We start from the raw sequence: 12,778 nt of genomic DNA, 5'->3' as shown, positions 1-12,778 counted from the left end.
CGGCCGCTCATGCCCATCCCCCGGTCGTCGTGCCCGCCGCGGGCGCGGGGCCCGCGCTCGTGCGGGCGTGGTCCGCCTGCCGCCACAGGTCGGCGAGATCCGCGCCCGGCGGCACGGCGAGGGCCGTCCAGCCCGCCTCCCGGAGCATCCGCACACCCGCGTCACCGGCCTCGGACGGCGGGGCGCCCTGGCCCTGCGCCCAGGCCGCGCTGTCGAGGACGAAGGCGACCGCGGCGCCGCTGCGTCGGCGCATCTTGGCGACCACCGCGGCCTGCTCCTCCGCCAGGTCGCCGAGGAAGGCGACGAGCAGGCCCTCGTTCCCGCCGCGCAGCACGTCGTAGGCTCGGGAGAGTCCGGCGCCGTCCGAGTGGTCGATCACCGCGAGGGTGTCCATCATCAGTCCGGCGGCGTCCGCCGACTCCTGGCCGGAGCCCGCGAAGCCGTCCGAGCCCTCGCCCGGCACGGAGGCCCCCGCGTCGGTCAACAGGCGCACCGAGAAGCCGCGTTCGAGCATGTGCACCAGGGCGGACGCCGTGCCCGACACGGCCCACTCGAAGGCCGAGTCGGGGCCCGCGCCCCGGAAGCCGACGCCCCGGGTGTCCAGGAGCACCGTGCAGCGGGCCCGCTGCGGCTGCTCCTCGCGGCGGACCATCAGCTCGCCGTAGCGCGCGGTGGAGCGCCAGTGCACCCGGCGCAGGTCGTCGCCGTGGCGGTACCCGCGCGGGATGACGTCGTCCTCGCCGGCCAGCGCCAGCGAGCGGTTCCGCCCGTCGCCGTACCCCTTCGCCTCGCCGGTGAGCCGCACCGGTGGCAGGGCCGTCACGCGCGGGATGACCGTCAGCATGTCGTACGTCGAGAAGGAGCGCGTCAGCTCGCACATCCCGAAGGGGTCCGTCAGGCGCAGTTGCAGGGGGCCCAGCGGATAGCGGCCGCGCAGGTCGGAGCGGACGCGGTAGGACACCTCGCGGCGCCCGCCCGCCTCGACGCGGTCGAGCACGAAGCGGGGCCGCGGCCCGAGCACGTACGGCACCCGGTCCTGGAGCATCAGCAGACCGGTGGGCAGCCGCGAGACGTTGTCCATCCGCAGGTGGACGCGGGCCTCCGAACCGGCGGGCACGCGCGCGGGGGAGAGCCTGCGGCTGCCCGCGACGCGGTAGCGGGTGCGGAACAGGACGGTCGCGCACACCAGCGGCAGCACGGCGAGCAACAGTCCGACGCGCAGCAGGTCGCTCTGGCCGAGGACGTAGGCGCAGACGGCGGCGGCGACGCCGGCCGCCAGGAAGGAGCGGCCGCGGGTGGTCAGGCCCGCGAGGGCCGTGCGCATCCCGCCCTTCTCGTCGTCGGCGGGGCCGGCCGGGCTCCCCCCGAGCGCCATCACAGCCTCCGCGCGCCGGGCGGCTGCTGGTCGAAGTAGGCGCCGGCACCCGGAGGGGGTGAGGGCGCTGCCGCGGGCACCGGGGTGCGCTGGAGGATCTCCAGGACGACGGACTCGGCCGTACGGCGGTTCAACTGGGCCTGCGCCGTGGGCAGCAGGCGGTGCGCGAGGACGGCGACGGCCAGCGCCTGCACGTCGTCCGGCAGGGCGAAGTCGCGGCCGCTGAGCGCGGCGGAGGCCTTGGCGGCGCGCAGCAGGTGCAGCGTCGCGCGCGGGGACGCCCCGAGTCTGAGGGCCGGGTGGTTGCGGGTCGCGCCGACCAGGTCCACCGCGTACCGCCGGACGGGGTCGGCGACGTGGACCGTGCGCACGGCGTCGATGAGCTTCACGATGTCGTGCGCGTGCGCCACCGGCTGGAGGTCGTCCAGGGGCGAGACGCCGCCGTGCACGTCGAGCATCTGGAGCTCGGCCTCGGGCCCGGGATAGCCGATCGAGACCCGCGCCATGAAGCGGTCGCGCTGCGCCTCGGGCAGCGGGTAGGTCCCCTCCATCTCGACGGGGTTCTGGGTGGCCACGACCATGAACGGGCTGGGCAGTTCGTAGGTCTGCCCGTCGATGGTGACCTGGCGCTCCTCCATGGACTCCAGGAGCGCGGACTGCGTCTTCGGAGACGCACGGTTTATCTCGTCGCCGATCACGATCTGCGCGAAGATCGCCCCCGGCTTGAACTCGAAGTCCCTGCGCTGCTGGTCGAATATGGACACACCGGTGATGTCCGACGGCAGCAGATCCGGTGTGAACTGGATCCTGCGCACGGAGCAGTCGATGGACCGTGCCAGTGCCTTGGCGAGCATGGTCTTGCCCACGCCCGGCACGTCCTCGATGAGCAGGTGCCCCTCCGCCAGGAGCACGGTCAGCGAAAGCCGTACGACCTCTGGCTTGCCCTCGATCACACCCTCCACCGACCTGCGGACACGCTCCGCGGTCGTGGTCAGATCTGTGAGGCTCGCTCGATCGTCATAGGTCGTCACCCGGCCCTCCTCGGCCCTTCCCCGCGCTCCCAAGGAGCAGGGGATACCCCAGCCGGGCCGCCACTCAAGCGTGCGACCCGGTACACCCCGAATTCACGGGCGTCACACATGACTGGTTCTGCGTGACGCCACCCCCGCATTGTTGTTGGGCATACCGGGTCGTGTCACTCGCCTGTGGATAACTGGCGCCGATTCGCCGGGGTTTACGACAGTTTGTCCGTCACGCGGCTTCGATCTCCCGCAGCAGGCCCGTCTTCACGTCGAAGACGAACCCCCGGATGTCGTCGGTGTGCAGCAGGAACGGCGACGTCCGGACCCGCTCCATCGACTGCCGCACGTCCTGGTCGACGTCGCGGAAGGACTCCACCGCCCACGTCGGCCGCTGGCCGACCTCGGTCTCCAGCTCCTGGCGGAACTCCTCGGTGAGGGTCTCCAGGCCGCAGCCGGTGTGGTGGATGAGGACCACGCTGCGGGTGCCGAGCGCGCGCTGGCTGATGGTCAGGGAGCGGACGACGTCGTCGGTGACCACACCGCCCGCGTTGCGGATGGTGTGGCAGTCGCCCAGTTCGAGGCCGAGGGCCTCGTGCAGGTCGAGGCGGGCGTCCATGCAGGCGACGACGGCGACGCGCAGGACGGGGCGGGCGTCCATGCCGGGGTCGGTGAACCGGGCGGCGTATCTCGCGTTCGCGTCCACGAGGCGGTCGGTGACCGTACCGACGGCTATGTCACCGATGGGCTCGGCGGGCGTGTTGTCCGAGGAGGCTGCGGAAGTCGACATGGCTAAGACGTTAATGCGCGTTGATCGTCCGGGCTCGCTGTGAGGAGGGACAAAGAACGCCAAAGATCCTTGTTGTGAGCCAACCCACACGCCGGACGGGGTGCGGCCGAACGGGTGAGCCCATCGGATTCGCACCCCTGTCGGGGCCGCCCTGCGACGCGCAGGCCGGTTGATTGACCGGGAGACACGGTGGACTAAAGTGACGCGAAGCGGGAGACGTGACCTGCTCCCTGCTGGACCGCACATCCCGGGGATTCCCAGAATCCCCCCACGTGCGCGGCGCGTACGTACGGCTCGGCCTCCTCCCGCTCCCGGTCGGCTGACGCCACTTCCCCGGCGCCAGCAGTCCATTCCCCTTCACGGAGCGGGCGGGGACCCGGCGGTGCGTGCGCACGCCGCGCCGGACCTGAGAGGGCCCCTTGAGCGACAACAGCCGACACGTCCCGGTGATGCTCCAGCGGTGCCTGGACATGTTGGCCCCCGCGCTCGCCGAGCCGGGCGCCGTCGTCGTCGACTGCACCCTCGGACTCGGCGGCCACAGCGAGGCCCTCCTCGCCACCTTCCCGGCCGCCCGCCTCGTCGCCCTGGACCGCGACAAGGAAGCGCTGCGCCTCTCCGGCGAGCGGCTCGCCCCCTACGGCGACCGGGCCACCCTGGTGCACGCGGTCTACGACGAACTCCCCGACGTGCTCGACCGCCTCGGCATCCCCCGCGTCCAGGGCGTCCTCTTCGACCTCGGCGTCTCCTCCATGCAGCTCGACGAGGCCGACCGCGGCTTCGCGTACGCCCAGGACGCCCCCCTCGACATGCGCATGGACCAGACGACCGGCATCAGCGCCGCCGAGGTCCTCAACACGTACGCACCGGGCGAACTGGTGCGGATCCTGCGCCAGTACGGCGAGGAGAAGCAGGCCAAGCGCATCGTCGGCGCCGTCGTCCGCGAGCGCGAGAAGGAGCCGTTCAGCAACAGCGCACGGCTCGTCGAGCTCATCCGCGACGCGCTGCCGCAGGCCGCCAAGCGCACCGGCGGCAACCCCGCCAAGCGCACCTTCCAGGCCCTGCGCATCGAGGTCAACGGCGAGCTGAGCGTCCTGGAGCGGGCCATCCCCGCGGCCGTCGGAGCGCTCGCCGTCGACGGCCGGATCGCCGTCCTCTCGTACCACTCGCTGGAGGACCGCCTGGTCAAGCAGGTGTTCGCGGCCGGCGCCGCCAACACCGCACCGCCCGGCCTGCCCGTCGTTCCCGAGCGCTACCAGCCGCGGCTCAAGCTTCTGACGCGCGGCGCCGAACTCCCCACAGAGGAAGAGGTCGCCGAGAACCGCAGGGCGGCCCCGGCCCGGCTGCGGGGCGCGCAGCGCGTACGCGAAGACGTCCGCTGAGCGGCACCCGCTGACCGGGGTCCGCTGATCAGAGTCCGCGAGGAGGCTCCATGAGCAAGAAGCCCGAGCTGCGGGGGAGGGCCGCCCGCCTCGCGCGGCTGCTGCCCGAGGGCCCGAGCCAGGCCGCGCGCACGCCCTTCGTCCTCCTGGTCGTCGTGCTCCTCGGCGGCGGCCTGATCGTGCTGCTCATCCTGAACTCCTCCCTCAACGAGGGTTCGTTCCAGCTGAGCGAGCTGAGGAAGGAGACCAAGGAGCTCACCGAGGAGGAGCAGGAGCTCCAGCGCGACGTGGACGGCTACGCGGCCCCCGACGCCCTCCAGCGCCGCGCCCGCGAGCTCGGCATGGTCCCCGGCGGCGACCCGGCCTTCCTGAACCCCGACGGAACCGTGCGCGGCGTGCCGGGCGCCGCGGCCCGCCCCTCGTCGTTGGCCTACCCCGCGCCGCGCCCGCAGGAGGTCGCGACCCCCGCGGCGTCCGTCCCGGTCCCGGTCGCGCCCCCCGTGCCGCCCCCGACCGCGGCCGCCACGGCACCCGCCCCGCCGCCCGCCCCCGCCGCCCCGCAGCCCGCACAGCCCGGCCTCCCCACGACGACCTCCGGCAGGTGACGCAAGTGTCCGACAGGGAACCCCCGCGGCGCCGGGTGCCAGGACCCGCGAAGCCCGTCCGCCCCGCGAAAACCGGCGCCCCGCGCCGCCCCGCGCAGGGCGCCCGCCCCGCGTCCCGCCGGCCCGCCGCCAAGGGCAAGGGCAAGGGCAAGGCGCAGGCCCGCACCATCCGCCTGGGCAGCCCCCGGCCGCGCCTGCGCATGGTCAGCCTCGGCCTGACGCTGGTGATGCTCGCCTTCGTCGTACGGCTGCTCCAGGTGCAGGCCGTCGACGCCGACGCGTACGCCGCCAAGGCCGAGAAGAACCGCTACTTCACCCACACCCTGGCCGCCGAGCGCGGGCGCATCACCGACCGCGCCGGCGTCGAACTCGCCGCCAGCGTGGACGCGTACGACATCACGGCGGACCCCACGCTGTTCACGCCGAAGGAGACGAAGACCGACAACGCGCCCGAGGAGGCGGCCACGCTGCTCGCCCCGATCCTCGACAAGGACGTCGACGAACTCACCGCGAAGCTCAAGACCCCGAAGACGCGTTACGTCCTGCTGGCCCGCCGCCAGAGCCCCCAGGTGTGGAAGCAGATCAAGGACCTGCGCGGCGCGCTCGCCGAGAAGGCGGGCACCGATCCGGCCTCGCCGAACGTGCTGGCCGGCGTCCTCGCCGACCCGAGCAGCAAGCGGGTCTACCCGAACGACGACCTGGGCGCCGGGATACTGGGCTGGGTCAACTCCGACGGCAAGGGCGCGGGCGGCCTGGAGGCGCAGCTCGACAAGCAGCTGGCCGGCGAGGACGGCAAGATCCGCTACGCCCAGTCCGGCGGCCGCCAGGTGCCGACCGCGGGCTTCACGGAGACACCCGCCGTGCCCGGCTCCGACGTCGAGCTCACCATCGACCGCGACATCCAGTGGGCCGCGCAGAACGCCATCAGCGAGCAGGTCAGGAAGTCCAGCGCCGACCGCGGCTACGTGATAGTGCAGGACACGCGGACCGGCGAGGTCCTCGCGATGGCCAACGCCCCCGGCTTCGACCCGAACGACCTCTCGGAGGCCGACGGCACCGCCCTCGGCAACGCCGCGCTTCAGGACGCCTTCGAGCCCGGCTCCACCGCCAAGGTCATGTCGATGGCCGCCGTCCTGGAGGAGAACGCCGCCACGCCCGGCACCCATGTGACGGTGCCCAACCGGCTGCACCGCGGCGACCGCCTCTTCCAGGACGACATCGACCACCCCACCTGGCACCTGACGCTCAACGGCGTGCTCGCCAAGTCCTCCAACATCGGCACGATCCTCGCCACCGGAGAGCTCGGCAAGACGCAGAAGGAGGTCAACCGGGTCCTCTACTCGTACCTGCGGAAGTTCGGCCTCGGCACGAAGACCGGGCTCGGCTTCCCCGGCGAGACCTCCGGCATCCTCGCGCCCGCCGACAAGTGGTCCACCTCGCAGCAGTTCACGATCCCCTTCGGCCAGGGCGTCTCGATCAACGCCATGCAGGCCGCATCGGTCTACTCGACCATCGCCAACGGCGGCGTACGCGTCGAACCCACCCTGGTGCGCGGCACCAAAGGCCCCGACGGCCGCTTCACGCCCGCGCCGAAGCCCAAGAAGACCCGGGTGGTGAGCGAGAAGACCGCGAAGACCGTCTCGCAGATGCTCGAATCCGTCGTCGACGACGAGGAGGGCACCGGCACCAAGGCCCGCATCCCCGGCTACCGCGTCGCGGGCAAGACCGGTACGGCCAACCGGGTCGACCCGGCGACCGGCCGCTACAAGGGCTACACCTCGTCGTTCGCCGGCTTCGCGCCCGCCGACAAGCCGCGCGTCACGGTCTACTGCGCGATCCAGAACGCGACCGAGGGGAGCTACTTCGGCGGCCAGATCTGCGGACCCATCTACAAGGAAGTCATGGAGTTCGCCCTCAAGACGCTCCAAGTGCCCCCCACCGGAAGCGGCCCGGCCCGCCTTCCGGTGACCTTCAAGCCCTGAGACCCACCAGGAACAGCTCGTGACAACCATCACGCCAGGCTCGGGGAACCACCCCCCGGCACGCCCCTCACTTCGCTCCGAGAGGGGTACGCCCGGTACGCTCACCGCCGTGCCACACGCTGATCAGTCCCAAACCACCCAGAAGGGCGTTCCCGTGACCTATCCGGGACCGCCGCGGCCGGACCGGGTCTCCCCGACCTCGCTGACGGAGCTCGCAGGCCAGCTGGGCGTCGCCGACCCGGGCAGTGCGCGGATCACGGGTATCACGCACGACTCGCGCGCCGTCCGCCCCGGCGACATCTACGCCGCCCTGCCCGGCGCCCGGCTGCACGGCGCCGACTTCGTCGCGCAGGCCGCCGACCTCGGTGCCGCCGCGGTGCTCACCGACCCGACCGGCGCCGAACGCGCGGCCGCGACCGGGCTTCCGGTCCTGGTCGTCGACGACCCGCGCGCCGACATGGGCGAGCTGGCGGCGACGGTCTACGGCCACCCCGGCCGCGACCTCCTCCAGATCGGCATCACCGGCACGTCGGGCAAGACCACCACCGCGTACCTCATCGAGGGCGGCCTCAAGGGCGCCCGCTCGACCGGCCTCATCGGCACGGTCGAGATGCGCATCGGCGACGAGCGCATCAAGTCGGAGCGCACCACCCCCGAAGCCACCGACCTCCAGGCGCTGTTCGCGGTGATGCGCGAGCGCGGCGTCGAGGCGGTCGCGATGGAGGTCTCCAGCCACGCCCTGGTGCTCGGGCGGGTGGACGGCTGCGTCTTCGACGTCGCCGTCTTCAACAACCTCAGCCCGGAGCACATGGAGTTCCACTCCGGCATGGAGGACTACTTCCAGGCCAAGGCGCAGCTGTTCACCAAGCGGCGCTCCCGCCTCGGCGTGGTCAACTTCGACGACGAGTACGGGCGTCGGCTCATCACCGAGTCGGAGGTGCCCGTCACCACCTTCTCCGCCGAGGGCCACCCGGACGCCGACTGGCGCGCCGAGGACGTCGTGGTCGGACCGCTCGACTCGACGTTCGTCGCCGTCGGCCCCAAGGGCGAGCGGATCACCGCCAAGTCGCCGCTCGCGGGCCCCTTCAACGTCGCCAACACCCTCGCCGCGATCGTCGCGCTGGCCGTCGCCGGGATCGACCCGCAGCAGGCCGCCGACGGCGTCGCCGCGGTGCCCGGCGTGCCGGGCCGCCTGGAGCGCGTCGACGCGGGCCAGCCCTATCTGGCCGTCGTCGACTACGCCCACAAGACGGACGCTGTCGAATCGGTCCTGCGCGCGCTGCGCAAGGTCACCGAGGGCAAGCTGCACATCGTGCTCGGCTGCGGCGGCGACCGGGACAGGACCAAGCGGATGCCGATGGGGGCGGCCGCGGCCCGCCTCGCCGACACCGCCGTACTGACATCGGACAACCCCCGTGGCGAGGACCCCCTCGCGATCCTCGCCACGATGCTCGCCGGCGCCGCCGAGGTCCCCGCCCACGAGCGCGGCGACGTCGCCGTCTTCGAGGACCGGGCCGCCGCCATCCGCGCGGCCGTCCGCCGCGCGGAGCCCGGCGACACCGTCCTCGTCGCGGGCAAGGGCCACGAGCAGGGACAGGACATCGCCGGGGTGGTGCGTCCCTTCGACGACCGCCAGGTACTTCGCGAAGCTATCCAGCAAACCCAGGGATGAAGTTGTGATCGCCCTCTCCCTCGCCGAGATCGCCAGCGTCGTCGGCGGGCAGACGTACGACATACCGGATCCGGCCGTCCGGGTCACCGGACCCGTCGTCCGGGACTCCCGTGAGGTGGAGCCCGGCAGCCTCTTCGTCGCTTTCGTCGGCGAGCGCGTCGACGGCCACGACTACGCGGCGGACGTCGTCGCGGCAGGCGCCGCGGCCGTCCTCGCCTCGCGGCCCGTCGGCGTGCCCGCCGTCGTCGTGGACGACGTGCAGGCGGCGCTCGGCGCCCTCGCACGGCACGTGGTGGAGCGCCTCGGCGCGACCCTCGTGGCGCTGACCGGATCCGTCGGCAAGACCAGCTCCAAAGACCTCCTCGCGCAGGTCCTGCGGCGCCACGCGCCCACGGTCTGGACGCCGGGCTCGTTCAACAACGAGATCGGCCTGCCGCTCACCGCGCTCAGCGCCACCGACGAGACGCGCTTCCTCATCCTGGAGATGGGAGCGCGCGGAATCGGCCACATCCGGTACCTCACCGGCCTCACGCCGCCGAGGATCGGCCTCGTCCTGAACGTCGGAACCGCCCACATCGGCGAGTTCGGCGGACGCGAGCAGATCGCACAAGCGAAGGGTGAGCTGGTCGAGTCGCTGCCCGCGGACGGCGCCGCGGTCCTCAACGCCGACGACCCGCTCGTCCGCGCGATGGCCTCGCGCACGAAGGCCCGCGTGATCCTCTTCGGAGAGGCCGAGGACGCCGACGTACGCGCGGAAAATGTCCGGCTCACAGAGAACGGACAGCCCGCTTTTACGCTGCACACACCCTCCGGGTGCAGCGACGTGACCTTGCGGCTGTACGGTGAGCACCACGTGTCGAACGCGCTTGCCGCGGCCGCCGTCGCCCATGAGCTGGGCATGTCCGTGGACGAGATCGCCCTCGCGCTCTCCGAGGCGGGCACGCTGTCCCGCTGGCGGATGGAGGTCACCGAGCGCCCGGACGGCGTGACGGTCGTCAACGACGCCTACAACGCGAACCCCGAGTCCATGCGAGCGGCCTTGCGCGCGCTCGCGGCCATGGGCAAGGGGCGTCGTACGTGGGCGGTGCTCGGTCACATGGCCGAGCTCGGGGACGAGGGTCTCGCCGAGCACGACGCGGTCGGACGACTTGCCGTCCGGCTCAACGTGAGCAAGCTCGTGGCAGTCGGGGGCAGGGAAGCGTCCTGGCTCCAACTGGGCGCATACAACGAGGGTTCGTGGGGTGAGGAGTCGGTGCACGTGTCCGACGCACAGGCGGCGATCGACCTGCTGCGCAGTGAACTGCGCCCGGGTGACGTCGTGCTGGTGAAGGCGTCCAGGTCGGTCGGTCTCGAGAAGGTCGCCACGGCGCTGCTCGACGACGTCGCGGTGTCTTCTGAGGGGCAGGTCTCCGGCCGATGAGGCAGATCCTCTTCGCGGGCGTGATCGGGCTCTTCCTGACCCTGGTCGGTACCCCGCTGCTGATCAAGCTCCTGGCCCGCAAGGGCTACGGCCAGTTCATCCGGGACGACGGCCCGCGCGAGCACCACAGCAAGCGCGGTACGCCGACCATGGGCGGTATCGCCTTCATCCTGGCCACGCTCATCGCGTACTTCCTCACGAAGGTCATCACCGGCACGGAGACCACGCTCTCCGGCCTCCTGGTGCTCTTCCTGATGGCGGGCATGGGCCTCGTCGGCTTCCTCGACGACTACATCAAGATCGTCAAGCAGCGTTCGCTCGGTCTGCGCGCCAAGGCGAAGATGGCCGGCCAGCTGATCGTCGGCATCGGCTTCGCCGTGCTCGCGCTGAACTGGCCGGACAACCGGAACCAGACCCCGGCCTCCACCAAGCTGTCGTTCGTCACGGACTTCGGCTGGTCGATCGGCCCGGTCCTGTTCGTGGTCTGGGCGCTGTTCATGATCCTCGCGATGTCGAACGGCGTGAACCTCACCGACGGTCTGGACGGCCTCGCCACCGGCGCCTCCGTGATGGTCTTCGGCGCCTACACCTTCATCGGTGTCTGGCAGTACCAGGAGTCCTGCGCCAACGCGACGACGCTGACCAACCCGCAGGCGTGTTTCGAGGTCAGGGACCCGCTCGACCTCGCCGTGGTGGCCTCCGCCCTGATGGGTGCCTGCTTCGGCTTCCTGTGGTGGAACACCTCGCCCGCCAAGATCTTCATGGGTGACACCGGCTCGCTCGCCCTCGGCGGCGCGCTCGCGGGCCTCGCGATCTGCTCCCGCACGGAGCTGCTCCTCGCGCTGCTCGGCGGCCTCTTCGTCCTGATCACCATGTCGGTCGTCATCCAGGTCGGCTCGTTCCGGATGACCGGTAAGCGGGTCTTCCGGATGGCGCCGCTCCAGCACCACTTCGAACTCAAGGGGTGGTCCGAGGTCCTTGTGGTGGTCCGCTTCTGGATCATCCAGGGCATGTGCGTGATCGTCGGCCTCGGTCTCTTCTACGCGGGATGGGCAGCCGAAAAGTGACCTCTGTCTCCGACTGGCAGGGCAGGAACATCACCGTCGCCGGCCTCGGCGTGAGCGGCGTCAGCGCCGCCCGCGCCCTGGCCGGCCTCGGCGCGAAGGTGACCGTCGTGGACGGCGGCTCCGGAGAGGCGCACCGGGAACGCGCCGCCTCTCTGGAGAGCGAGGGCATCTCCGTACGCCTGGGAGACGCCGAGAGCCTGCGGCCCGGCACGGACCTCGTCGTCACCTCGCCGGGCTGGAAGCCCTCGTCGCCGCTGTTCGCCGCGGCCGCCGAGGCGGGCGTGGACGTCATCGGCGACGTCGAGGTCGCCTGGCGGCTGCGCGGCCCGGGCGCGGCGCCCTGGCTCGCCGTCACGGGCACCAACGGCAAGACCACGACGACGCAGATGCTCGCCTCGATCCTTGAGGCGGCGGGCCTGCGCACGGCCGCCGTCGGCAACATCGGCACCCCGATCGTCGACGTGGTCCTCGAAGGCGACGACGCGTACGACGTGTTCGCCGTCGAGCTGTCCTCGTACCAGCTGCACTGGGCGCCCTCGCTGCGCGCCCACTCCGCGGCCGTCCTCAACCTCGCGCCGGACCACCTGGACTGGCACGGCTCCATGGAGGCGTACGCCGCCGACAAGGGCCGCATCTACGAGGGCAACCACGTCGCCTGCGTCTACAACGTCGCGGACAAGGCCACCGAGGACCTGGTCCGCGAGGCCGACGTCGAAGAGGGCTGCCGCGCCATCGGTTTCACGCTGAACGCGCCCGCGCCCTCGCAACTGGGCGTCGTGGACGGCATCCTGGTCGACCGTGCCTTCGTGCCGGACCGCCAGAAGCAGGCCCAGGAGCTCGCCGAGATCTCCGACGTCCAGCCGCCCGCGCCGCACAACATCGCCAACGCGCTGGCCGCGGCGGCCCTCGCGCGCGCCTTCGGCGTGCAGGCGACGGCCGTGCGCGACGGGCTGCGGGCCTTCCGCCCGGACGCCCACCGCATCGAGCACGTCGCCGACGTCGAGGGCGTCGCGTACGTCGACGACTCCAAGGCCACCAACACCCACGCCGCCCAGGCGTCGTTGGCGGCGTACGAGTCGATCGTCTGGATCGCGGGCGGGCTCGCCAAGGGCGCCACCTTCGACGAGCTCGTCGAAGGCGCCGCGAAGCGGCTGCGCGGCGCCGTCCTCATCGGCGCCGACCGCGAGCTGATCCGCGAAGCCCTCGCGCGACACGCCCCCGAGGTCCCGGTCGTCGACCTCGACCGGACCGACACTGGGGCGATGTCCGAGGCGGTACGGCGGGCGGCGGAGCTGGCTCAGCCGGGGGACACCGTGCTGATGGCTCCGGCCTGTGCGTCGATGGACATGTTCACCAACTACAACAAGCGTGGGGAAGCGTTCGCGGACGCCGTCCGCGGACTCGGTCCCACGCGCGCCTGACCGGGCTCCGTGCCCGCCGGGCGCCGGGCACACCCTTGGGAGGGGAAC

The 12,778-nt window shown here is 72.0% G+C and carries 10 protein-coding genes; 7 read left to right on the top strand and 3 right to left on the bottom strand.

The annotated features are described in order from the left end of the window. Positions 1–7 precede the first annotated feature (7 nt). From ACZ4Z4_RS19230 to ACZ4Z4_RS19220, 3 genes are all read right to left on the bottom strand, one after another. Positions 8–1,375, bottom strand: a complete 1,368-nt coding sequence (locus ACZ4Z4_RS19230; RefSeq protein ID WP_468328330.1) for a DUF58 domain-containing protein — start codon at positions 1,373–1,375, stop codon at positions 8–10. After that, positions 1,375–2,406, bottom strand: coding sequence for an AAA family ATPase (locus tag ACZ4Z4_RS19225; RefSeq protein ID WP_468328328.1), 1,032 nt, complete (start codon positions 2,404–2,406; stop codon positions 1,375–1,377). The genes ACZ4Z4_RS19230 and ACZ4Z4_RS19225 overlap by 1 nt, the downstream gene beginning before the upstream one ends. 220 nt (positions 2,407–2,626) lie before the next feature. After that, entirely contained in the window at positions 2,627–3,184 is a 558-nt protein-coding gene (locus ACZ4Z4_RS19220) for a beta-class carbonic anhydrase (RefSeq protein ID WP_468328326.1), read from the bottom strand. 419 nt (positions 3,185–3,603) lie between these two features. On the opposite strand from ACZ4Z4_RS19220, the gene rsmH reads away from it, so the two are divergent. From rsmH to murD, 7 genes are read left to right on the top strand one after another with little or no spacing between them, the layout of a single operon-like run. Next, positions 3,604–4,563, top strand: a complete 960-nt coding sequence (rsmH, locus tag ACZ4Z4_RS19215) for a 16S rRNA (cytosine(1402)-N(4))-methyltransferase RsmH (protein ID WP_468328324.1) — start codon at positions 3,604–3,606, stop codon at positions 4,561–4,563. Between the two features lie 50 nt (positions 4,564–4,613). After that, a complete protein-coding gene (gene ftsL, locus ACZ4Z4_RS19210; RefSeq protein WP_468328322.1) occupies positions 4,614–5,168 on the top strand; it encodes a cell division protein FtsL in 555 nt (184 codons plus the stop codon). Between the two features lie 5 nt (positions 5,169–5,173). Continuing rightward, positions 5,174–7,150, top strand: coding sequence for a peptidoglycan D,D-transpeptidase FtsI family protein (locus ACZ4Z4_RS19205; RefSeq protein WP_468328320.1), 1,977 nt, complete (start codon positions 5,174–5,176; stop codon positions 7,148–7,150). Positions 7,151–7,169: 19 nt separating this feature from the next. Then, positions 7,170–8,822 (top strand): UDP-N-acetylmuramoyl-L-alanyl-D-glutamate--2,6-diaminopimelate ligase, encoded by a 1,653-nt coding sequence (locus ACZ4Z4_RS19200; RefSeq protein WP_468328318.1) that lies wholly within the window; start codon positions 7,170–7,172, stop codon positions 8,820–8,822. A 4-nt stretch (positions 8,823–8,826) separates the two neighbouring features. Beyond that, positions 8,827–10,242, top strand: a complete 1,416-nt coding sequence (locus ACZ4Z4_RS19195; RefSeq protein ID WP_468328316.1) for a UDP-N-acetylmuramoyl-tripeptide--D-alanyl-D-alanine ligase — start codon at positions 8,827–8,829, stop codon at positions 10,240–10,242. Beyond that, positions 10,239–11,309 carry a phospho-N-acetylmuramoyl-pentapeptide-transferase gene (gene mraY, locus ACZ4Z4_RS19190; protein WP_125512299.1) on the top strand — a complete coding sequence of 357 codons (1,071 nt, stop codon included), beginning with the start codon at positions 10,239–10,241 and terminating at the stop codon, positions 11,307–11,309. Before ACZ4Z4_RS19195 ends, mraY begins: the two co-directional genes overlap by 4 nt. Then, entirely contained in the window at positions 11,306–12,730 is a 1,425-nt protein-coding gene (gene murD, locus ACZ4Z4_RS19185) for a UDP-N-acetylmuramoyl-L-alanine--D-glutamate ligase (protein WP_468328314.1), read from the top strand. Before mraY ends, murD begins: the two co-directional genes overlap by 4 nt. Positions 12,731–12,778: the final 48 nt, after the last annotated feature.

Source organism: Streptomyces sp. NPDC030245 (assembly GCF_055572995.1).
Note: the sequence above shows the minus strand (reverse complement) of the source record. Positions and strands in the feature narration are given on the sequence as shown.

Excerpts from the sequence above, each read along its gene's own strand:
- ACZ4Z4_RS19230 (WP_468328330.1), bottom strand. The coding sequence starts at position 1,375 with ATGGCGCTCGGGGGGAGCCCGGCCGGCCCCGCCGACGACGAGAAGGGC.
- mraY (WP_125512299.1), top strand. The coding sequence starts at position 10,239 with ATGAGGCAGATCCTCTTCGCGGGCGTGATCGGGCTCTTCCTGACCCTG.
- ACZ4Z4_RS19220 (WP_468328326.1), bottom strand. The coding sequence starts at position 3,184 with ATGTCGACTTCCGCAGCCTCCTCGGACAACACGCCCGCCGAGCCCATC.
- ftsL (WP_468328322.1), top strand. The coding sequence starts at position 4,614 with ATGAGCAAGAAGCCCGAGCTGCGGGGGAGGGCCGCCCGCCTCGCGCGG.